We start from the raw sequence: 20,837 nt of genomic DNA on the forward strand, positions 1-20,837 counted from the left end.
GTATGACGGAGATTCGAGAGCTCGTTGCGGCGGAACGGACCGATCTGGTCGAGGTCCTGAGCGGACTGACCGCCGAGGAGTGGGACCAGCCGAGTCTGTGTACCGGCTGGCGGGTGCGCGAGGTCGTTGCCCACATCACCATGGCGTACCGGTACTCGATGCCCCGCGTGCTGTTCGGGATCGCGAAGTCGGGTGGCTTCAACCGCTTCTCCGAGCGCGCAGCACGTGCGGACACTGCGGCGCTGAGCAATGCGGAGCTGCTCAGCTGCCTGCGCGACAACATCCACCACCCGTGGCAGCCGCCGGGCGGTGGCTACGAGGGTGCGTTGTCACATGACGTGATTCACGGGCTCGACATGACCGTTGCGCTGGGCATCGATCGCCGGGTGCCGCTGGATCGGTTGCGCGTGGTTCTGGACGGCCTGGGGCCCAAGCACCTGAAGTACTTCGGCGTGGATCTGTCCGGCATCGAACTGCGCGCAACCGACCTGGACTGGTCCTACGGTGCCGGTGAGGTCGTCACCGGCACCGCTCAGGACTTCGTCGGGCTGGTCAGCGGGCGGGAGTCGTCAGTTCGGCGAGGCTCTTGACCTGACGGCCCGCCGTGGTGCGAGCTGCACCTGTCTGCCGGCGGAACAGGCGGCCGCCGTACCGGAGGAAGGCGGGTCTGCCGTCGGGCCCCGGGATGAAGTTGGCGCGGGTGGAGTCGGGTGTGCCGTCCAGGCCGAGCGACAGCACGTAGTCGCGCTTGTAGAAGCCGAAGCGGAGCGCGGGCTGGCCCTCGGCCGAACCGAGCAGCTGTCCATTGTCGGCCGTCAGGTCGATGCCGAACGAGCTCTCCACTCCGTCGAGGCCGACCTGGCTGGCGACGTAACTGCCCTCGTACGACGCCAACTGCTTCGGCGGCAGCGGACGCACTACCGCGGGCAGGTTGTGGACGCCGGCCAGCTCAGCCAGCGCCCAGTCGTCGGCGAACAGCTCTGCTGTCAGACCCGGACCGCTCTCCGAGTTCGTGAGCACCGTGAGGGCGAAGTCGCGCTTCGGCACCATCAGGAAGCCGGAGTGCTGACCGCTCCAGTCACCGCCGTGCTGGATCACCTTCACGCCCTCTGCGGTCGGACGGATCATCCAGCCGACACCGACACCGTCCAGCTCGACGAACAGCGTGCCGCCCGGCCCAGGGTTGGACTGCATGGCCACACGGGTCCGGTCCCGCAGGAGCCGCGGATACCCGTGGTGGCCGAGCTGGAAGCGCGCATAGCGCAACTGGTCCTGCGCACTGGAGATCAGCCCGCCGAACGAGTGCAGGCTGCGTGGCATCGCCTCGAAGGACGGCTCGACGACCGGCTTCCCGTTGACGATGTTGTGGGACGCAGCGACGCTGAAGCCACCCAGCTCACTGCGGAAGAACCGGCTGTGCGCCAGTCCGAGCGGGTCGATCAGCATCTGCCGAGCAGCGGTCTCATACGGCTTGCCGGTGACCGCCTCGACGATCCGCCCAGCCACACCGATGGCTGCGTTGTTGTACGAGAACACCTTGCCCAGCGGGGTCAGCTGCGGCGCCTGCGCCAGCGCGGCGACGTACCGGGCGAGTGCATCGTCGCCGTCGCCGGTGTCGACGAAGGTGTCACCCCGCCAGCCGGCGGAGTGGTTCAGCAACTGCCGGACTGTGACGCGTGGGCCGACTGTGGGGTCGGCGGTGGCGAAATCGGGCAGGTACGTGCGGACCGGGCGGTCCAGGTGCACGAGCCCACGTTCAACCAGCTGCATGATCACAGTGGCGGTGAAGGTCTTCGTGGTGGAGCCGATGCGGAAGACGGTGTCCGCGGTCACCGGTGTCGGGTTGTCGACGTTCGTGACGCCGAAGCCGCGCACGTACTCGCGGCCGCGGTACCAGACACCCAGACCGACACCAGGGATCGCGTACTTCGCCATCCCGGACTCGACCTTGTCGAACAGCCGTCCGACCGCGGCGGGCGTCGTACCGGCTGGTTTGGTGGCAATGGGAGCCGGAGCGGCGGTGGCGCCGGTGGCGGACAGAGCGCTGACGGGTACGGCGACGGCTGCGGCGGCGAGCACAGTGCGTCGCGAGAGACCTGCGCTTTTCGGGCTATCGGGCTGCTGGTGGAGCGACACGGCAGTCTCCTGTCGAAGGCGATTGGTTCCACTAAGAGTATTATTTCCATACTTGGAATCAATAGGGGCAAACCATGACTGAACCCTCAGGGTCGCCGGCCACCCCGCTGGCCGACCTCCTGCTGCACCCGATCCGCTGGCGCATCATCCAGCGGGTGCTGGGCCGGGAGGTGACCACCACCGACCTGCGGCAGGACCTGCCCGACGTCCCGGCGACCACGCTCTACCGGCACGTCGCGGCGCTGATCGACGGCGGTGTGCTGACGGTCGTCCGGGAGCGGCGGGTCCGCGGCGCCGTCGAGCGCACACTGACACTCGACCAGTCCACCGATGTCGCTCACATCGAGGAGGACGAGGCCCGCGCGATGACGCCGGACCAGCACCGGCGCGCCCTCCTGCTGATGCTCACCCAGCTCACTGCCGACTACGACCGGATCGTGGAGCGCGGACATCTCGACAGCCGGCGCGAGCAGTTCGGCTACAACCAGGTGTCGCTCTACGTCGACACCGACGACCTGGACACCCTCCGCCGGGGGTTGCAGGCCCTGGTCGAGCCCTACCTCCGCGCCGCGCCCGGCAAGGACCGCATCACCTTGTCGACGGTCTCCCTGCCGGACGACTGAGGCTGAATGGTTGACCGGGGCGGTGGGGCGGGGAAGGCATTAGTACTGTGTCGCCGTGAGTAAGACTAGGAACCCGGACCGCTTGATCCTGTTCACGGATGCCGTCGTGGCGATCGCACTGACGCTGCTGATCCTGCCGCTGGTCGAGGTGGTCGCCGAGTACAAGACCGAGCACCACACCGCGCTCGAGGTGATCACCGACCACAAGCCGGAGATCTACTCGTTCCTGCTGACCTTCGTGGTGATCGGGAACTTCTGGCTGGGGCATCACCAGGTCTTCGAGCATGTGCGCGCCTACACGAACGGCATGATGCGGCTCAACCTGCTCTGGCTGCTGTTCATCGTGGTCCTGCCGTTCCCGACCGAGATCGTCGGTAGCTTCGAGAGCTCGCAGTTCACCGCCGGCTTCTACAGCGGAACGATCCTCGCCCTCAGCGCGAGCCAGACGGCACTCACCTGGATGATCAAGGGACACGCCGAGATCGAGAACCCGGACGACCCGGTCAGCAGCCGGGAGCTCAAGAACTCCTTCGTGCTGACCGGGCTGACGGCGCTCGCCTTCATCCTGGCGGCGTTCGTTCCGGGCGTCCGTTTCTACGCCCTGCTGCTCCTGCTTCTCTCACCGCTCGTGATGCGCGGGACGGACCTGCTGCGCAACCGCGCTAGCTGAGGCCGGCCCAGAAGGCGCAGTGGTGTTCGGTGCTGAGGTTGACCGGGTGGATGCCGGACTGGTCCGTCGGCGCCAGTGAGAGTCCCTTGACCTCTTGCCGACCGGTCGGCGACCAGTGCGGGCGGTCCTGCCCGTTCGGGTTGCCGGTGCGGACGAACGCTGTCCAGTAGTCGATCATCTGGTTCGACAACTGCTGCTGTGTCGCCGTCAGCGGGAAGTCGATGCCGCCCGGCCGGAACAGGTACACCAGTTCGGCAGCGTGTGCGGCGCCCAGACCGGGCTGGGCGAGCGGCGAGTGCTTGTCGGCGAACTCATAGGCGTACACCGGGACCTTGCGGGCAGCCTGCTGATCACTGGCAACCTGTGTGCACGACCAGATCCGGTCGGTGGTCACAGCGGTCCACGCGGCAGCTGGTGACTCGTAGCGGCTCAGCGGGTACTCCCGCAGCACCTTGGCTGCCTGCTTCGCGCCGACCATGTCGGTCACGAGCTTCGGGTAGTCCTTGATCTCTCCGAATGCGGACAGCCAAGCAGCGGCTTCGTCATGGTTGTTACCGGAGATGATCGGCACCCGGTGGAACAGACCGGCCTGCAACGCCTTGGCCGGGCTCAGCGGCAGTACGGCGCTCCCGCCGTACCCGAGCTGGGTGAATTGGAAGGTGTCCGCCAGCAGCTCGTCCGAGTCGATGCCGCGGAGGCAGTCGATGGTGGACTGACCGGGCTTGCACTGCAGATCGGGCTTCTTGTCTTCCGCCCAGTCCTTGCCGTTCGCCTCGACGTCACGGACCGGGTGCCACGGCGAATCCGCGGTCTGCTTGGGGTACTGGCTGTTGTCGGCCCAGTTGAAGGCACAGGAGCCGCTCTGCATGATCGCCTTGCTGAACAGACCTGCCGAGGTGGGGGACGTGAGCTCAGCGCACACACTCATGCCGCCGGCAGACTCGCCGGCGATGGTCACGTTGCGCGGGTCGCCACCGAAGGTCCGTGCGTTGCGCTGCACCCAGCGCAGGGCCGCCTGCTGGTCCTGCAGCCCGAACGTGCCAGAGCCGGGCAGACCGGGATAGCCGAAGAAGCCGTAGATGCCCAGCCGATAGTTGACCGTCACCACGACCACATCACCGCGGGCGGCGAGCTTCGAGGCCTCATAGCTGTTGCCTGCGCCCTCGAAGAACCCGCCACCAGGAATCCACACCATGACGGCTCGCGGCTTCGTGGACGGCTTTGCCGGGGTGGTGACGTTCAGATAGAGGCAGTCCTCGGCGGAGGAGCCCTTCGGTACTTCGGAGTTCGCCTGCTGCGGGCAGGGGTTCCCGAGCTTCGACTCGCGGACCCCGTCCCACGGCTGCACCGGCTGGGGTGCTTTCCACCGGAGTGCGCCGACCGGTGGTGCGGCGTACGGGATGCCGTCGAAGACGCGAGCCTCTCCGACTGTCTTACTCTGAACGAGTCCTGCGTCTGTCCGTACGACGTCGGACGCGGCCGCCGCCGTACTGGGCATGACCAGTGGGACCAGGGCCAGCAGTGCCAAGAGTTTCTTCGTCATGTGTTGCAGCGTCCAATGGAGCGCGCGCCTGTCGCTTCGGCCGGACGACCAGGGCACCACCACCTTTGGTCTAGGGGCGGCGCAGCAGGTAGGTGTCCATGATCCAGCCCTTGCGCTCCCGGGCCTCGGCGCGCACCTTCTCGATCTCCGCTGCGACCTCTCGGACCGGACCCGCGATCAGCAGCTCGTCCGGCGTACCGAGGTAGGCGCCCCAGTAGATGGTCGCGTCCTGGTCGAGGTGCGCAGTGAAGGCGGTGTGCGCGTCGAGCATCACCACCACGTCGTCCACGCCCTCCGGCCACTCCTTGGCCAGCCGCCGACCTGTGGTGATCTGCACCGGACGCCCCACCTGGTTGAGCGGAACGCGGTGCCGCGCGGCCAGTGTGGAGACACTGCTGATGCCCGGGATCACCTCGATCTCGAAGGACAGCGCACCGCGGTCCTGGATGTCGTCGAGGATCGCCAGGGTGCTGTCGTAGAGGGACGGGTCGCCCCAGACCAGGAATGCGCCCACCTGATCCGCACCGAGGTTCGCTGCGATCAGCTCCGCGCACACATCGGCCCGGCGGCGTCGCCAGTCGTCCACAGCCTCGACGTACGCCGCAGTGGACCGGTCCCGCTCGGGGTCGCGGCCGACGACGACCTGGTACTCCTTGGTGGTCGCATGCCGCTGCAGAATCTCGGTGCGCAGGTCGACGAGCTCCTGCTTGACGTCGCCCTTGTCCAGCACGAAGAACACGTCGACCCGGTTCAGCGCTGCCACGGCCTGCAGCGTGAGCTGCTCCGGATCGCCTGCCCCGATACCGATGACCACGATCTGCATGCGGGCAGACTAAGCCATCCACGCCGCGTGACCGTCGCCTGACGCCGGGTGCAGCATTGCCCAATCGCGAACGGGGCGTGGCCCTGGCGACGGCCTGCGCGCGACTGTTGCCGGGAGCACCTGTTTTCCACAATCGACCCATGGACCTGAAGAGCAGAGCACAACGAGTGGGGAAGTCGCGGGCAGTAGCCGCGGCACTGGGGGCAGCGGTGGCGCTCGGTGGCAGCAGCGTGCTGGTCGCCTCGGCGTCCGAGCCGGCGCCGGTCACGATCAGCGCATGCGTCGACCGGAGCTTCGGCGACGTCCGGATCATCGACCCGGCCAAGGGCGGCGCATGCCGCTTCTACGAGACGCCGACCTCGTGGAACCAGCAGGGCCCGAAGGGCGACCTCGGCCCGGCCGGACCTGCCGGACCTGCCGGAGCGGCCGGAGCGGCCGGACCGCAGGGTGCAGCTGGAGCCCAGGGTGTCCCCGGACCGGCGGGTCCGGCAGGACCGCAGGGGCCGAAGGGTGACGCGGCCGGCTTCGTCGTCAACCCGCCCATCACCGTTCGGAAGGACATCCAGGACGGCGAATCGGCGGAGTGGCGAGCCGACTGCCCCAGCGGCCAGGTGGCCGTGAACGGCGGCTTCGGCGGTCAGACCAACTCGGGCCGGGGACTCGACTATTTCCAGTCCGAGCCGAGCTACGACGGACGCAGCTGGTACTTCGGAGCGCGCTACGTCAAGGCGAACGGCGGCTTCGGTGACACCACCCAGGCCTACGGCTTCGTGGTCTGCGCGCCGGGTCGCAGCAACGGCTGACCAGCCTGCGTCAGCTCGTCCGCTGCCTTCCGCGGCGGACGGGCTGTGCGACGGCCGGAATGGCCAGCGGGCCGTCGACCAAGGCCTGCAGGGACTCGAGGAACGGCGTACGGCGGTCTGCGGCCAGCACTGCCAGGGTCTCGCGGTGCACGCGGTCGACGATCGCCTGGCCTTCCTGCGCGATCTTGGCGCCGGCTTCGGTGACTGCGACGATCCGGGCCCGACGGTCGGTGGCCGACGCCTTGCGCTCGGCGTAGCCGGCCTTCTCTAGGGCGTCGACCGTGGCCACCATCGTGGTCTTGTCCAGGTAGGCCAGCTCGGCGAGCTGGATCTGCGTCCGCTCGCCCTCCAGCGCATGCGCCAGCACGCCTTGCATCCGCGTCGTCAGACCGAGCTCGGACAGCGCCGCATGGAGCTGTGTCTCGAGCACATGACCGGCGCGGTTCAGATAGCCGGTGAGATCGGGGACGGTGCGAGCCATCTTTCGACTCTAGCTCGGGATGATCTCTTGGCAGATGATCCCGCTGCGGATCACTCGCCCTTCGCGCCGTCGATCAGCTCCCGCAGGATGTCCAGGTGGCCGAGGTGGCGCGCGGACTCCTGCAGGACGTCGGCCACGAACCGCTCGATCCGGATCGGGCCGTGATACCCCTCCACGAACGCCGACCAGTCGACCTTCGCGAGCGTCTGCTGCGACAGCTCCCACTCCGCGTCGTACGCCGCGATGACCCCCGCGACCGTCTCGTCCGGACCGATCCGGAACTCGTAGTCGTGGTCATCGGACCGCCAGAGCGAGGGCAGGTCCTGACCGCCGATGGTGCGCTGCAGGTGCTGCCGCTGGACCGCGGTCAGGTGTTTGACCAGGCCGAGCGGATTCATCACCGGTGACGTCGGGAGCGGGGTCGCCCGCGCCTGCTCCTCGGTGAGCCCGTCCAGTTTGTTCACCACAGTGGAGTGGACGAACTGGAAATACCCGATCACGGACTCCTGCAAGGTCAGGTCGTCAGCGGGCCAGGGCCGATCTCTGAGTGCCATGCACCAACCCTGCCAGCCGGCACCGACAATCACTGCGCCAGCGGAAAAACGACGTCCACCGTCACGCCGACCGCGCTGTCGCAAACCCGCCGGTGCTGGCGGCCGGCGGCCGGTTGGCTGGACGGCATGACCATCGAACTGACACGTACGCCGACGACGCATCGGCTCGGTGTGGCCGCGGTGACCCTGGGCATCTTCACCATCGTCACCACTGAGATCCTGCCGGTTGGTCTACTCACCCCGATCGGCGCCGACTTCGGCCTGTCGCCGGGACGGACGGGACTGCTGATGACCATGCCCGGGCTGGTCGCGGCGATCGCCGCCCCGGTGATCACCGTGACCACCGCGCGGCTCGACCGTCGGCTGATGTTGTGCGCACTGATGGGGGTGCTGGCCGTGGCCGGCTTCCTGGCTGCCGCAGCACCCTCGTACGAGCTCGAACTGCTGGCTCGCTTCCTCGTGGGCCTCACCATCGGCGGCTTCTGGTCGATCGGCGCTGGACTCGCCGGGCGACTCGTCCCTGCGCGGTGGACAGCCCGAGCGACGGCGGTGATCTTCTCCGCAGTCCCGCTCGGGACGGTGCTCGGCGTACCGGGCGGCACTCTGCTCGGTGAGCTGCTCGGGTGGCGCGCGTCGTTCGCAGCCCTCGGCGGGCTGTCGTTGCTCGTGCTGGTCGCCCTCTTCGCGACGGTGCCTCCGCTACCGCCGCTAGAGGTCACCCGGCTGTCCGTCCTGCGTAGTGCCCTCCGGAGCAGCAACCGAGCGCTGCTTGCTACCTGTCTGGTCGTCATCGGTCACTTCGCCGCGTACACCTATCTGACTCCGTTCCTGCGGCCCTTCGTACCGCCCGAGCTGATCGGCTTGCTGCTTCTCGTGTACGGCGGTGCGGGACTGGTCGGGAACCTGGTCGCGGGAACGGCGGTCGCTCGGCACCCGCGACTGACCTTCGCCACCTGCGCAGGTCTGATGGCTACCGCGATGCTGCTCCTCCCCTTGGCCGGACAGACGACACCGGCTGCGGTCGCGCTGCTGGTGGTGTGGGGACTGGGATACGGCGGCGTACCGGTCTGCACCATGAGCATGTTCGCCGCTGCAGCTCCGCAGTCCCGAGAAGCGGCGACTGTCCTGTTCACCTCGTCGTTCCAGGCAGTGCTGTCCATGGGCGCGTTGCTGGGCGGCCTGATGGTGGATGCCCTGTCGGTGTCCACCGCGATGGTCGCGGGTGGTATCTGCGTCGCTCTGACCGTGGGAGTTGTGACGTGGTCCAGGACACAAGTGGCTGGGACGTAGCATCGCGGTGTGGTGAGGACTTCTACGGACAGGTGCCCGGGTGTGCTGGCAGTGCACCAGGCGGCTGACGGCGGTCTGGCTCGGATCCGCGTGCCTGGTGGGTTGCTGAGCGTTACCCAGCTCGACGTACTGCGGTCGGCGTCGTTGGATCTCGGTGACGGGCGGCTCGAGCTCACCTCTCGGGGGAATCTGCAGATCCGTGCGCTGCGACCGGATGGGCCCCAGGAGCTGTCTGATCGGCTCTACCGAGCCGGACTGCTCCCCTCACTCACTCACGAGCGCGTCCGCAACATCCTCGTCTCCCCGCTGTCCGGTTTGGATGGCCGGTACGACGTACTGCCGCTGGCTGCTGCGTTGGACCGAGCTCTGTGTGCGCATCCCGGGTTGGCTGACCTGCCGGGACGGTTCCTGTTCGCACTGGATGATGGGCGCGGTGATCTGGTCGCCTCCGGGGCCGATGTGCTGGTCCAGGCGGTTGACTCCCGTGAGGCCCTGCTGAGCCTTGGTACGCACGGTGTCCGCCTCAGCTGGGGTGAGGTGGTCGAGGTGATGATCGCGGCCGCGGGTGCGTTCCTGGAGGTGCGGGATGGCGCGGAGTGGCGGATCGCTGAGGTCATTGACGGCTCCAGGCGCATCTTGGAGCGGCTCGGCCTGGAAGCGACCGGTGAGCTACCCGTGGCGGGTGCGCCTACTGAGGCCGGCGAGCATGGGTCTGCGCTGGTCGCCACCGTTCCGCTCGGCAGTCTGACGCAGGAGCAGGCCGTAGTGCTTACAGAGGTCGCAGAGTGGGTGCGGGTGACGCCCTGGCGATCGGTGGTGCTCCCTGCTGTGGCCAGTGCGCCACTGGAGGCAGTCGGGTTGGTCACAACACCCGACTCGGTGTGGAGCGGTGTGACAGCGTGTGCGGGTCGCCCTGGATGTGCGAAGTCCTTGGCGGATGTTCGCGGTGATGCCCGACGGGTCGTGCCACAGCTGGCGCGGGACGGACGGCGGGTGCACTGGTCCGGGTGTGAACGCCGGTGCGGAAAACCGGCAGGTGTCTTTGTCGACATACTTGCCGTTGGCAACGGGTACTTGGTCGACGGCGAGTTGAAGGAGACGTGGTGAGCGGGTTCGAGTACGTGCGGGACGGCGCGGAGATCTACCGGCGGTCGTTCGCGACGATCCGGTCCGAGGCCGCGCTCGACCACTTGCCGGCCGACGTGGCCCAGGTCGCGGTCCGGATGATTCACGCCTGCGGCATGACCGATCTGGTCGCTGACCTGGCCTGGTCGCCGAACGTGGTCAAGAACGCGCGCACCGCGCTTCAGAACGGCGCACCGATCCTATGTGACGCGCAGATGGTCGCTGCCGGTATCACTCGGCGGCGGCTGCCTGCCGACAACGAGGTGATCTGCACGCTGAGCTCGCCGGGTGTCCCTGAGCTGGCCGCTGCATTGCAGACGACGCGCAGCGCGGCCGCCGTGGACCTGTGGGCCGAGCACCTGGCCGGTGCGGTCGTTGCGGTCGGGAACGCGCCGACCACCTTGTTCCGACTGCTCGAGGTGATCGCAGCGGGCGGTCCGCGGCCGGCCGCCGTACTCGGGATTCCGGTGGGATTCATCGGTGCCGCCGAGTCCAAAGAGGCTCTGGCAGCAAACACGCTTGGTCTGGAGTATCTGGTGGTGCGGGGCCGCCGTGGCGGCAGTGCGATCACCGCTGCGGCCATCAACGCGATTGCGAGCGAAGAAGAGTGACCGGACAGCTGTGGGGCGTAGGACTGGGGCCGGGTGACCCTGAGCTCGTCACGGTCAAGGCTGCCCGCTTGATCGGTGCGGCGGACGTGATCGCGTTCCACAGCGCGCGGCACGGGCGAAGCATCGCGCGCTCGGTGGCCGCGCCGTACCTGCGTGACGGGCAGATCGAGGAACACCTGGTCTATCCGCTCACCACCGAGACCACTGATCATCCCGGTGGCTATCAGGGCGCCATGGACGAGTTCTACGCCGAGTGCGCCGAACGGCTCGCTGCGCATCTCGACGCGGGCCGGGACGTCGTCGTACTGGCTGAAGGGGATCCGTTGTTCTACGGGTCCTACATGCACATGCACAAGCGGTTGGCCGACCGGTACCCGTGTGAGGTGGTTCCTGGGGTGACGTCGGTGAGCGCCGCGGCCGCCGTACTCGGGCGGCCGTTGTGTGAGCGCGACGAGGTGCTGACTGTGCTGCCGGGGACGCTGCCGCCGGATGTGCTCGCGGAGCGGTTGCGGAACACGGACGCTGCCGCAGTGATGAAGCTGGGACGCACTTTTGGCAACGTCCGCGAGGCTTTTGAGCTGGCCGGGCGTGCTGACGAGGCCTGGTACGTCGAACGCGCCACCACCTCGGAGCAGCGCATCGCACCGCTGTCAGAGGTCGATCCGGACGCGGTTCCGTACTTCTCGCTCGCACTGTTACCCAGCCCGATCAACAACAGCTTCAGTGCACCTGCAGTGCGGACTGCGCGCGAAGGCTCGGTGACAGTCGTCGGGCTGGGGCCTGCTGGACCGGAGTGGATGACACCTGAGGTGCGGGCGGTAATCGCCGGAGCGGACGACCTGATCGGCTACGGCCCGTACGTCGATCGACTGCCGGACCGCGCGCGGCAACGCAAGCATGGCTCGGACAACAAGGTGGAGTCGGAGCGGGCTGCCTTCGCGCTGGACCTTGCTCGTAAGGGATCTGCGGTGGTTGTGGTGTCGTCCGGTGACCCGGGTGTGTTCGCCATGGCCAGTGCGGTCACCGAGGTCGCGTCGGAACCGGAGTACGCGGACATCGCCGTACAGGTGTTGCCTGGGATGACTGCGGCGCAGGCCGTGGCCAGCCGGGTCGGTGCGCCGCTGGGACACGACTTCTGCGTGCTGTCGCTGTCTGACCGGCTCAAGCCGTGGGAGGTGATCGCCCAGCGGCTGTCTGCTGCTGCGGCGGCAGATCTCGCGATCGCTATCTACAACCCAGCTTCGAAGACCCGCACTTGGCAGGTCGGTGCGACGCGCGACCTGCTGCTGGAACACCGGTCCGCCGACACTCCGGTTGTTGTGGGTCGTGACGTCGGTGGTGCGGCCGAAACCGTCACCGTCACTACGTTGGGTGAGCTGGACCCCGAGACTGTCGACATGCGGTGTCTGCTGCTCATCGGCTCGTCCCAAACCCGGACTGTCGATCGGCCGGCCGGACCGCTGGTGTTCACGCCACGTCGCTATCCCGGTTAAATCCGTCGCCGGACCGGTGTCAGCCTGCGATCAGAGGGGTACTGGTCGCAGGCAAGCTCACTGTGAGGAGAACGGACGATGAGCAACGTGACGACCGCCCCGGACCGACCCCTGGTCGCACCGGATCGCGCACCCGCCGCCGATGCGGCACTGCTGGTCTATCGGGGATTCAAGTTCGGCGCAGCCTTCTTCGGCTGGCTGGTTGCGATCGCCATGTCGGTCCTGCTGTCCGCCGCGGTCTCCGCGGTGGCCTTGCTGACCGCCGAGATCCTGGACTACAGCCGCACCGACGCCGAAGCCGCACCCGCGGCCGCAGGCCTGACTGCCTCGGTCATGGCGATCGTGGTGATCGCAGTGGCCTTCTACAGCGGCGGGTACGTCGCCGGTCGGCTGGCACGCTTCGACGGCGCCCGCAACGGGTTCGGGGTCTGGATGGTGACGGTGCTCGTGACCGTCCTCGCCGCCGGCGCCGGAGCCCTGCTGAACAGCCAGTACGACTGGCTGAGCGACGTACAGCGTCCTGACATCGCCCTGTCCGACGGAGCGCTCGCCACCGGCGGAGTGATCGGCGCAGTAGCCGTGATCGTCGTGACCCTGCTCGCCGCACTCATCGGCGGCAAGGCCGGCCAGCGCTACCACGAAAAGATCGACCGCCTCATCGAAGCGGACTGACAGCACGACGCGGACCCGGCGGCGGGAAGATGTGCCGCCGGGTCCGCGTTGTGGGTGGTGTGCTTCAGGTTGTGGTGATCGGTGCGGGTCAGGCGGGGTTGTCGGCTGCCTACCACCTCGTGCGGCTGGGATTCACGCCGTACGACGAGGTCGTCGTACTGGACCGGAATCCGGAGCCGGGCGGTGCGTGGCAGCACCGATGGGACTCGCTGACCATGCGCGACGTCCATGGGATCGCCAACCTGCCCGGTGCGCCGGTGCCTGCGAGTGCTGGCGGTGAGCGGGCGAACGAGTTCGTGCCGTCGTACTTCGCGTCGTACGAGAAGCGCTTCGGGTTGCCGGTGGTGCGGCCGGTGCTGGTGGACAGCGTGGAGCGGATCGATGGTGGGTTCGAGGTGCGGACGGACCAGTCGACGTACCGGACTGCGGCTCTGGTGAACGCAACCGGCACGTGGAATCGGCCGTTCATCCCTTGGTATGCGGGGATTGAGACCTTCCAGGGCCGCCAGCTGCATACTGCCGAATACCGCGGTGCGGCGGAGCTGGCCGGTCAGCAGGTGCTTGTGGTCGGTGGTGGAGCCTCCGCCGTACAGCTGCTCGCAGAGATCTCCGAAGTCGCCACCACCACCTGGGTGACCCGCCGCCCGCCGGAGTGGCGCACCGGTGAGGAGTTCGGCCCCGAGCTGGGCCGCCAAGTCGTCGCCAAGGTCGAAGAACGCGTCCGCGCCGGCCTCCCACCGCGCAGCGTCGTCAGCGTCACCGGACTGCACCTACGTCCCCAGGAACAACCCGCCTGGGACCGCGGCGTCTACACCCGCCTCCCCATGTTCGACCGCCTCACCCCCGACGGCCCCACCTGGCCCGACGGCCACCACCAACACATCGACACCATCCTCTGGGCCACCGGCTTCCGCGCCGACCTGGCCCACCTCTCCCCCCTCCACCTCCGCGAGCCCTCCGGCGGCATCCGCATGGAAGGCACCCAAGCCACCCTCGACCCCCACATCCACCTCGTCGGCTACGGCCCCTCCGCCAGCACCATAGGCGCCAACCGAGCCGGCTTCACCGCAGCCCGAGCCCTCCGAAACCTCCTCAAGCCCAACGCATAACCCTCGCGGCCCGACCCACAGTTCGCGCATTGCCGGACCCCCTGGCTGGCCGCCCACGACCTCTGGCGAGACGCCGCGTGAATCATTCGCCACCTGCGGGACTTGTCGATCAGCGTGGATCTACTGCCTCTGAGGGACAGCAGATCCACACAAAGAGTCGACGCCGACCTTGAACCGTCGCTGGGCGCTGTCGGTACGGCGGGATGGCTGAGGTTCGCTGGTCTGCAGCCGGTTCGTCGGTCCCGGGCACCCGCCGCAGCGGCCGATTCACAGTGTCGGGTGGCCGGCCGGGTGCGTGGCTGAGGGGTTGCCCACGGACCTGAGGGGTTGCCCACTCGACCTACCAAGGGGCAACCCCCCACACCGGCAGGCAACCCCCACCTTCCGAAAGGCAACCCCCCACCCCAAGGGATGCCCACCGACCTGAGGGGTTGCCCACTCGACGTACCAAGGGGCAACCCCCTACAGCGGTGGGCAACCTCCGGGACTGTAAGTCACCGCAGGGCAAACACCCCACGGCCGTTGCATGGCTCAGGAGCCGGTCCACCGGAGGGCTGACCGACCGGCCTCCGGGTCAGGTGAGGAAGGTGGTGATTCGGTGGGTCCAGGTTTGTACGTCGGTGGCGGTGGTGGAGATGTGGAGTTCGGAGTTGGGTAGTAGGTGGTGGAGGTGCTGGGCGGTTGAGGTGGGGTGGAGGGGGTCGGTGTCCCAGGCGAGGATGAGGACCGGGTGGGTGATGGTGGCGATCTCGTTCTCGGGTGGGAGGTTGGAGCGGCTGATGCCTGCGAAGACTGCGGCCAGGAGCTCGTCGGGGATGGCTGGGGTGAGGTCGAAGCGGGGGTGGTCCGCGAAGATGGGCAGTGGGTCGGAGGTTGCCCATTGCCGCCGCCACGCGTCCGGTCCGTCCGACTCGATGGTGGCCGCGATCCCGGCGTACAGGCTTTGGGCCGGTGCCGCGTCGGCCCAGGCGGCCGGCGGGATCATCACGACGAGCCGCCGGAAGCGTTGTGGTGCTGCGATCGCGGCGCGGAGTGCGGTGTCCGCACCTAGCGACGAGCCGGTGAAGTCGATCGGCTCGTCGAGCTCGAGGGTATCGAGGAGTGCGAGCAGGTCGCTCGTGAAGTTGCCGAAGGTGTAGTCGTCGGCGACCGGGCGGCCGGTGGATTCGCCGTGGCCGCGCGTCGTACGTGAGCAGGCGCCGGCCGACGGCGAGGGCATCGAGGTCGAGAAGGCCCAGGCGGCGTACTGCTGCGCGACTCAGCGGTACGCCGTGGGCGTAGGCAAGTGGCGAGCCGTCGCCGGTGAACTGGTAGGCGATGGTTGCGCCGTCACGGTCGAGATAGCTGTCGGTCTCCATCCGGCCAATATACCCATAGGGGGTATATTGGCCGGACACTGGATCAGGCGGTCGGGAGTTGGGTCAGCAGGCGTTGGAGAGTGGTGATTTCGCGGGACTGATCGGATTGGATCTTGCCGGCCAGGGCTACTGCTTCGGGATTCTTGCCGGTGGACTGTTCGGTCTTGGCCATGACTAAGGCGCCTTGGTGGTGCTCGATCATGAGTTGGGTCCACTGGCGGTCGAACTGTGCGCCTTTGGCGTTGCCGAGGTTGGACATGTCGTCTTCGGTCATCATGCCGGGCATCTCGTGGGCGCCGTGTTCACCGTGGACTGGTGTGGGGACTGGTTTACCCCAGGTGACGAGCCAGGTGGAGAGGGTCTTGATCTCGGGATCCTGGGCAGCCTTGATGGCGGTAGCCAGCTTCTTCACTTCGGCGCTGGTGGCGCTGTAGCCGGCCATGCTCGCCATCTGCACGGCCTGCTGGTGGTGCGGGATCATCTGGGTCGCGAAGGTGACATCGGCGTCGTTGAAGTCAGCAGCCGGCGCAGCCTGGTCATTACTGCAGGCGGTCAGTACGCCGAGCAGAATCAGGGCAGGGGTAATCCATAGACGGTGTCGCATGAGTTGAGTCCTTTGTCGTAGCTGTGGATTGGCCTGGAGACAGAGCTCGGCCTAGGTCCTCAGCACGCAGAGTTTCGACAGACTCGGCTCCCGCCACGGCGGTGACGGCTCCGCGACAACCACACGCACCACGGCACCCGCGGGTGATATCGGGTGCGCCGGTGCGAAGCTCCGTCGTACCAGCGTCACCACCAGCGCGAGCAGCAGCGCCGCTAGCACTGCTAGACACACCTCGCCCATCGCATGCAGATGCCCGTCGTCGGTGGGCTCCGCGATGGGCAGGTCACTGACCACCATCGAGTGCGCCGCCGGCATCTGGTCAGCCATGGCGGGATTGTGATTGCCAGTCAGGGCATGCATGGCGAAGACACCGGCCAGCAGCAGTACGGCGACCAGGAGCCGCGCGGGCCCTCGCCGTACCAGTGCATGCCAGTTCGTCATCCCCACAGCCTAAATGGTTAAGCAACTACTTGACTTTCTTGAGGTCGGGGCCAATAGTAAAGAACATGCTTAACCATTCCGGGTTCGACGCGGTCGGTCGCGTGTTCCACGCGCTCGCCGACCCGTCCCGGCGGGCGATCGTCGAACGGCTGGTCCGCGGACCGGCGCCGGTGAAGGAGCTGGCTGAGCCGCTCGCGATGTCGCTGCCCGCGGTGATGCAGCACCTCAAGGTGCTGGAGGACGCCGGCGTGATCGTCACCGAGAAGGTCGGTCGCGTGCGCAGCTGCCGGATCGAACCGCAGACCCTGCGGGACGCGGAGCACTGGCTGTCCGGGCAACGCACGGAATGGGAACGGCGTCTCGATCTGCTCGACGACTATCTGAAGGGAAACTGATCATGGGCGTAACGCACTCGACCTACACCCTCGAACGCCGCTACCCGGCCCCGGTCGCGCGGGTCTTCGAGGCCTGGGCGAATCCCGAGGCACGCAAACGCTGGATGGCTCAAGGCGCCGAGCACTCGCAGGACTTCGTTGTCGGCGGCCTCGAGACAGTCAAAGGATTCGACGGTGAGGGCCGGCCGCTGACCTTCGAAGCGCAGTACGTCGACATCGTGCCGAACGAGCACATCCTCACCACGTCCACGATGCGCACCGGCGACGTACTGTCGACCACCTCCGTCACCAGCGTCGAGTTCCAGGCCGACGGCAACGAGACCCTGCTGGTGGTGACCGAACACGGCATGTACCTCCCCGGCCAGGAGCAGCCCGAATGGCGCGAGCAAGGCGTCGCCCAACAACTCGACACCCTCACCAACGAGTTCAAGGAGATCTGACCATGGCGCACGTCGAGCACGTCCTGGCAGTCGTCGCAGTGAGCGACATCAAGGCGAGCACTTCCTGGTACACCAAGCTTTTCGGCCGCGAACCCGACAACAACCCGATGCCGAACCTGGTCGAATGGCAGGTCACCGGCAACGGCTGGGTACAGGTCACCGAGGCCCCCGAACACGCCGGCCACAGTTTCCTCAACCTCGCCGTGTCAGATCTCGACGAAGGCGTCCGCGAGGTCCGCGAACTAGGTGTCGAGACCGGCGAGATCATCGAAGCCAACAAGGGCGTCCGACTCTGTCCGATCACCGACCCCGACAACAACCAACTCAACCTCGTCGGCAACTTCCGAGTGAACTACTAGGCATCCCCCGGCGGAGCCTCCCAGCCGGTCTCCTGCGCCCACTCGTCGGCCTGCCGAATGGCGTCCCAAATCCAGGGGCTCTTCGCGTCGGTGTACGCGGCACGGTCGCCGGCAAGTTTGTCCGCTAGCTCGCGCTTCAGCGTCGCGTATTCGAGTGCGGCGTCGGGGTGCGTGCGGAGGTAGTCCCGAAACAGCAGCGGAATCTGCTGTGAGAAGCTGCCCAGCTTGCGCACGTGAATGTGTGTGCGGCGAGTGCCCGGAGGCTCGCGGAAGTACCGCTTGGTCCGCTCCGTGTTGTCAGCCTGATACACGAAACCCAAGCCCTCCAAGGGCTCCCGGAACGGCGTCACCGGCTCCAGCGCCGCCACTGAGATCTGTACGTCGATCACCGGCTTGGCCGCCAGCCCGGGTACCGCCGTGGAGCCGATGTGATCGATGCGCAGGGCAACATCACCGAGCGCTGCCCGCAGCCGCGCGCCCAACTCGGCGAACTCCCCCGGCCAGACATCGTCGTAAGGCGTGATGTGGATCAGCATCTAACTCACATCCCTTCAGGAGCTGAGGATACGCGCACTGAACCACCGCGCACCGAGAGGCAGCCCGCGATCAGCATGAACGACAGGAGGTGTTCCGCGCACCCGCTGCACAGCACGCCTGAGTGCAGCACGGGCGACCCCGATCCCGCGACTACCTCCTGTCGCTAGTGCGATCAGGTTGCCCGCGCCGGACGCGACCCGTACTCGGGCGGGCTATCTGAGGATGAGGGTTAGGAGGTGGGGGCCTAGGGATTGGAGGGTGGCTTCGTTGAGGTGGTAGGTGACGAAGCGGCCTTGGCGTTCGGCGGTTACCAGGTCGGCTCTGGTGAGGGCTTTGAGGTGGCGGGTTACCTGGGTGGGGTGGAGGTTCCAGAGGGCGGCGATTTCGCCGGCGGTGCGGGGTTCGCTGGCTACGGCTCGGCAGACCTGCAGGCGGTCGGGGGCGGCTAGGGCATCGAGGCGGGCTTTGACTTGCTGAGCCGTCGGTACGGCGGGACCGCGGCCGGTGGCTGGGTAGATGACGGTGAGGGGCTCGCCGGGGATCTCGCCGAGGAAGAGGTGTGGGGCGATGTGGTTGCTGGGGATGAGCAGGAGCGAGCGGTCGGACAGGTCGATGCGTTTGTTCTGCACCTTCTGCACGACCGCACTGTCCTCATCCCGGATGCTGACTGAGCTGTCCAACGACTGCAGCATCGTCAGTACGCCGTCGCGCACCGCGAGGTCGCGGTCCTGGCGTCCACGCGCGGCCAACGCATCACGCGACGACTCCCACACCTCGTGGAACCACGTGGACCAGCAAGCATCCAGCAGGTCGAGGAACCGTCGTACCGGCTCCGCAGGTGAGTCCAGCAAGGCTTCCACGAGCGTAGCGACCGCAGGACCGCGACTGCGAGACCAGTGCCGTACGGCGTCGATGTCAACCTCGCGACTGTTCAGCGGACGACCGCGCAACGGCCGCACCAGCTCAGCGGCCAGCGACTCTGGCGGACGCGCACGCAACGCGGCCAGCTCGTCCGCCCACGACGGCACTCCGGTCGACGTAGACGTGGCAAAGAAGCGCGCGCGCACCGCTCGCACAGTCCACGTCCACTGCAAGAGCTCAGAGCGCAGCTCAGAAGACAGCGGTACGTCGGCCGCCCACTCCACGCGACTGTGATGCCGGGGCTCGGCCAGCACGTGCAGTGCGCAGCCGAGCTCGATCAGGGGTGAGGCGACATGCCGGATGCGTTCCGGAGCGAGTCGCCCGACGCCCGCAAGGACAGTGGGCACTACTTGAGCTTGAACTGCAGCTCGGTGTCCCAGTCCGCCATGTCCGGCACCTCACGCGGGTCGGACAGGTAGATCTCCAACCGAGACACCCACTTGTCACCGTAGGCGTCCCACTCGACACCCTCAGCCTCGCCCCACTTCAGCAGGTCGCTCGTGGCGTCCATCAGGCCGTCCGGGTGACCATGGTGCGACACAGTGGCGTACCGCCCGGCCGGGAGCACCCCAGTGACGATCTCACCCTCACCGGCATGCAGATCGTCGACCGGGAAGCCGATCTCCATCACGAGCCCGGCCTCCATGTCGACCACCTCGTACCGGAAGAACGGTGCGTCGTTCGGCGCGATCTCCCGCGCCACGAGCCAGCCGATCACCTCGTGCAGCCGGTCCGCGAACGCACTGATCCCGTCCATCTGCACGGTGCCCCGCAGCGCGACGTACGGGCGCTCGGCCAGCTCGACAATCTCCGGCATCACACAGACCTCTCACTCGGCAACGTGATCAGCCTCAACCTAACGCCTGCAGGATGGCATGCGTGTTCTGATACTCCCGCCAGCCCGCGATGCGCCCGTCCCGAACCCGCAGTACGCCGACGAATCGCGCCGCGGCACGTTCGCCGGTCGCCGGATGCGGGCCTGCCAGCTCGTACTCGACGACGGCCACCTCGGGGTCGGTCGTCTCGTGCATGGTCAGGACCGTGAACTGATCGAGCCGCACCGGAAACCCCGCCCGCGCCGGCACCGCATACGCGAGCCACGCCTCGCGCCCGTCCCAGCGCGCCGGACCGCCGGCCGCGAAGGGCGACTCGACCACCACATCCTCGGCCAGCAGGTCGTCCATCGCTCCCGGATCACCGGTCCAGCCCTTCCCGAGACTCTCGATCATCGTCCGCAGCTCAGACATCACAACCCCCAAAGATGAGTGGCGACTCAGGTTGATCCGACTATAGTGAGTCTCCACTCATCTTTCAATCGAAGACGGAGGCCGAATGGCACTGCGGGCCGACGCGGCACGGAACCGGGCCGCGATCCTGGCCGCCGCCTCCGAAGCCTTCGCCGAACACGGCCTGAAGGCGACCACCGAGCAGGTGGCACAGCAGGCCGGAGTGGCGATCGGGACCGTCTTCCGGCACTTCCCGACCAAGAACGACCTCCTGGTCGCGATCATGAAGGAGTCGCTGGAGCGACTGGTGACCCTCGCCGACCAATCGACCCTGGCCGAGTTCTTCGGCGCGGTCGTCGACGAAGCCGTCCGGACCAGGATGGTCGTGACGGCACTGGGCGAGCCGAGCCTGGACATCGGCGACGCACTGCGCGGTCTCACCGACAGCGTCACCCGCCTGCTCGAGCGGGCGAAAACGGCCGGCGAGGCGCGCCCCGCCGTACAGGTGGACGAGGTGATGGCACTGCTCACCGCAGCGACGTACGCCGCCCAGCAGGCGTCCTGGACGGCGGACCTTCGTCAACGCACGCTCGCCGTGATCCTCCGCGGCCTCAGATAGTGAA

At 67.4% G+C, this 20,837-nt stretch carries 26 protein-coding genes; 14 read left to right on the top strand and 12 right to left on the bottom strand.

The genetic code is table 11. The features are described from left to right. Positions 1-2: 2 nt before the first annotated feature. Positions 3-590 (top strand): maleylpyruvate isomerase family mycothiol-dependent enzyme, encoded by a 588-nt coding sequence (locus tag OG474_RS04030; protein WP_405060817.1) that lies wholly within the window; start codon positions 3-5, stop codon positions 588-590. Here the strand turns inward: OG474_RS04030 and OG474_RS04035 are convergent. Next, a complete protein-coding gene (locus OG474_RS04035) occupies positions 553-2,136 on the bottom strand; it encodes a serine hydrolase domain-containing protein (RefSeq protein ID WP_405060818.1) in 1,584 nt (527 codons plus the stop codon). The genes OG474_RS04030 and OG474_RS04035 overlap by 38 nt on opposite strands. 74 nt (positions 2,137-2,210) lie before the next feature. On the opposite strand from OG474_RS04035, the gene OG474_RS04040 reads away from it, so the two are divergent. Both OG474_RS04040 and OG474_RS04045 read left to right on the top strand, forming a co-directional pair. After that, positions 2,211-2,759, top strand: a complete 549-nt coding sequence (locus OG474_RS04040) for a helix-turn-helix domain-containing protein (RefSeq protein ID WP_405060819.1) — start codon at positions 2,211-2,213, stop codon at positions 2,757-2,759. A gap of 55 nt (positions 2,760-2,814) precedes the next feature. Next, positions 2,815-3,429 carry a TMEM175 family protein gene (locus tag OG474_RS04045; RefSeq protein ID WP_405060820.1) on the top strand — a complete coding sequence of 205 codons (615 nt, stop codon included), beginning with the start codon at positions 2,815-2,817 and terminating at the stop codon, positions 3,427-3,429. Here OG474_RS04045 and OG474_RS04050 read toward each other — a convergent pair. Continuing rightward, positions 3,422-4,972: a carboxylesterase/lipase family protein gene (locus OG474_RS04050; RefSeq protein WP_405060821.1), complete on the bottom strand. Its 1,551-nt coding sequence runs from the start codon at positions 4,970-4,972 to the stop codon at positions 3,422-3,424. The two genes, OG474_RS04045 and OG474_RS04050, sit on opposite strands and share 8 nt — an antisense overlap. A gap of 70 nt (positions 4,973-5,042) precedes the next feature. Next, the gene (gene cobF, locus OG474_RS04055; protein WP_405060822.1) at positions 5,043-5,795 is read right to left on the bottom strand and encodes a precorrin-6A synthase (deacetylating); all 753 of its coding nucleotides are present in this window, start codon (positions 5,793-5,795) and stop codon (positions 5,043-5,045) included. 140 nt (positions 5,796-5,935) lie between these two features. Between cobF and OG474_RS04060 the strand changes: the two genes are divergently transcribed. Continuing rightward, entirely contained in the window at positions 5,936-6,598 is a 663-nt protein-coding gene (locus OG474_RS04060) for a hypothetical protein (protein ID WP_405060823.1), read from the top strand. 10 nt (positions 6,599-6,608) lie between these two features. Here OG474_RS04060 and OG474_RS04065 read toward each other — a convergent pair whose 3' ends face one another. Next, positions 6,609-7,079, bottom strand: coding sequence for a MarR family winged helix-turn-helix transcriptional regulator (locus OG474_RS04065; RefSeq protein WP_405060824.1), 471 nt, complete (start codon positions 7,077-7,079; stop codon positions 6,609-6,611). Positions 7,080-7,129: 50 nt separating this feature from the next. After that, the gene (locus OG474_RS04070) at positions 7,130-7,633 is read right to left on the bottom strand and encodes a DinB family protein (RefSeq protein ID WP_405060825.1); all 504 of its coding nucleotides are present in this window, start codon (positions 7,631-7,633) and stop codon (positions 7,130-7,132) included. Between the two features lie 126 nt (positions 7,634-7,759). Here OG474_RS04070 and OG474_RS04075 point away from each other — a divergent pair, with 126 nt between their 5' ends. From OG474_RS04075 to OG474_RS04100, 6 genes are all read left to right on the top strand, one after another. Then, positions 7,760-8,923 carry an MFS transporter gene (locus OG474_RS04075; RefSeq protein WP_405060826.1) on the top strand — a complete coding sequence of 388 codons (1,164 nt, stop codon included), beginning with the start codon at positions 7,760-7,762 and terminating at the stop codon, positions 8,921-8,923. Between the two features lie 42 nt (positions 8,924-8,965). Then, complete coding sequence (locus OG474_RS04080; protein ID WP_405060827.1) at positions 8,966-10,030, top strand: precorrin-3B synthase; 1,065 nt, start codon at positions 8,966-8,968, stop codon at positions 10,028-10,030. Next, entirely contained in the window at positions 10,024-10,659 is a 636-nt protein-coding gene (locus OG474_RS04085; RefSeq protein WP_405060828.1) for a precorrin-8X methylmutase, read from the top strand. Before OG474_RS04080 ends, OG474_RS04085 begins: the two co-directional genes overlap by 7 nt. Further along, a complete protein-coding gene (locus OG474_RS04090; RefSeq protein ID WP_405060829.1) occupies positions 10,656-12,152 on the top strand; it encodes a precorrin-2 C(20)-methyltransferase in 1,497 nt (498 codons plus the stop codon). The genes OG474_RS04085 and OG474_RS04090 overlap by 4 nt, the downstream gene beginning before the upstream one ends. A gap of 78 nt (positions 12,153-12,230) precedes the next feature. After that, positions 12,231-12,824: a hypothetical protein gene (locus tag OG474_RS04095; RefSeq protein ID WP_405060830.1), complete on the top strand. Its 594-nt coding sequence runs from the start codon at positions 12,231-12,233 to the stop codon at positions 12,822-12,824. 59 nt (positions 12,825-12,883) lie between these two features. Beyond that, positions 12,884-13,933 carry an FAD-dependent oxidoreductase gene (locus OG474_RS04100; RefSeq protein WP_405060831.1) on the top strand — a complete coding sequence of 350 codons (1,050 nt, stop codon included), beginning with the start codon at positions 12,884-12,886 and terminating at the stop codon, positions 13,931-13,933. 574 nt (positions 13,934-14,507) lie between these two features. On the opposite strand, the gene OG474_RS04105 is transcribed toward OG474_RS04100, so the two are convergent. The 3 genes from OG474_RS04105 to OG474_RS04115 all read right to left on the bottom strand — a co-directional run bounded on the left by OG474_RS04105 (position 14,508) and on the right by OG474_RS04115 (position 16,336). Further along, positions 14,508-15,152 (bottom strand): alpha/beta fold hydrolase, encoded by a 645-nt coding sequence (locus tag OG474_RS04105; protein ID WP_405060832.1) that lies wholly within the window; start codon positions 15,150-15,152, stop codon positions 14,508-14,510. A 182-nt stretch (positions 15,153-15,334) separates the two neighbouring features. Continuing rightward, positions 15,335-15,895, bottom strand: coding sequence for a DUF305 domain-containing protein (locus tag OG474_RS04110; protein ID WP_405060833.1), 561 nt, complete (start codon positions 15,893-15,895; stop codon positions 15,335-15,337). Positions 15,896-15,946: 51 nt separating this feature from the next. Next, the gene (locus tag OG474_RS04115) at positions 15,947-16,336 is read right to left on the bottom strand and encodes a DUF6153 family protein (protein WP_405060834.1); all 390 of its coding nucleotides are present in this window, start codon (positions 16,334-16,336) and stop codon (positions 15,947-15,949) included. A 65-nt stretch (positions 16,337-16,401) separates the two neighbouring features. Between OG474_RS04115 and OG474_RS04120 the strand changes: the two genes are divergently transcribed. The 3 genes from OG474_RS04120 to OG474_RS04130 are packed head-to-tail and all read left to right on the top strand — an operon-like array spanning position 16,402 to position 17,530. After that, entirely contained in the window at positions 16,402-16,731 is a 330-nt protein-coding gene (locus tag OG474_RS04120) for an ArsR/SmtB family transcription factor (RefSeq protein ID WP_405060835.1), read from the top strand. A 2-nt stretch (positions 16,732-16,733) separates the two neighbouring features. Next, entirely contained in the window at positions 16,734-17,171 is a 438-nt protein-coding gene (locus OG474_RS04125) for an SRPBCC family protein (protein ID WP_405060836.1), read from the top strand. Between the two features lie 2 nt (positions 17,172-17,173). Further along, positions 17,174-17,530 (top strand): VOC family protein, encoded by a 357-nt coding sequence (locus tag OG474_RS04130; RefSeq protein WP_405060837.1) that lies wholly within the window; start codon positions 17,174-17,176, stop codon positions 17,528-17,530. On the opposite strand, the gene OG474_RS04135 is transcribed toward OG474_RS04130, so the two are convergent. The 4 genes from OG474_RS04135 to OG474_RS04150 all read right to left on the bottom strand — a co-directional run bounded on the left by OG474_RS04135 (position 17,527) and on the right by OG474_RS04150 (position 20,235). Next, a complete protein-coding gene (locus tag OG474_RS04135) occupies positions 17,527-18,066 on the bottom strand; it encodes a GrpB family protein (RefSeq protein WP_405060838.1) in 540 nt (179 codons plus the stop codon). The two genes, OG474_RS04130 and OG474_RS04135, sit on opposite strands and share 4 nt — an antisense overlap. Positions 18,067-18,279: 213 nt before the next feature. Further along, positions 18,280-19,335, bottom strand: a complete 1,056-nt coding sequence (locus OG474_RS04140) for a DUF5937 family protein (protein WP_405060839.1) — start codon at positions 19,333-19,335, stop codon at positions 18,280-18,282. Next, complete coding sequence (locus tag OG474_RS04145) at positions 19,335-19,805, bottom strand: GyrI-like domain-containing protein (protein WP_405060840.1); 471 nt, start codon at positions 19,803-19,805, stop codon at positions 19,335-19,337. The genes OG474_RS04140 and OG474_RS04145 overlap by 1 nt, the downstream gene beginning before the upstream one ends. 34 nt (positions 19,806-19,839) lie before the next feature. Next, positions 19,840-20,235 carry a nuclear transport factor 2 family protein gene (locus tag OG474_RS04150; RefSeq protein WP_405060841.1) on the bottom strand — a complete coding sequence of 132 codons (396 nt, stop codon included), beginning with the start codon at positions 20,233-20,235 and terminating at the stop codon, positions 19,840-19,842. An 85-nt stretch (positions 20,236-20,320) separates the two neighbouring features. On the opposite strand from OG474_RS04150, the gene OG474_RS04155 reads away from it, so the two are divergent. Continuing rightward, a complete protein-coding gene (locus OG474_RS04155; RefSeq protein ID WP_405060842.1) occupies positions 20,321-20,833 on the top strand; it encodes a TetR/AcrR family transcriptional regulator in 513 nt (170 codons plus the stop codon). Positions 20,834-20,837 lie beyond the last annotated feature (4 nt).

This window comes from Kribbella sp. NBC_01505, assembly GCF_045040285.1.
Lineage (GTDB): Bacteria > Actinomycetota > Actinomycetes > Propionibacteriales > Kribbellaceae > Kribbella.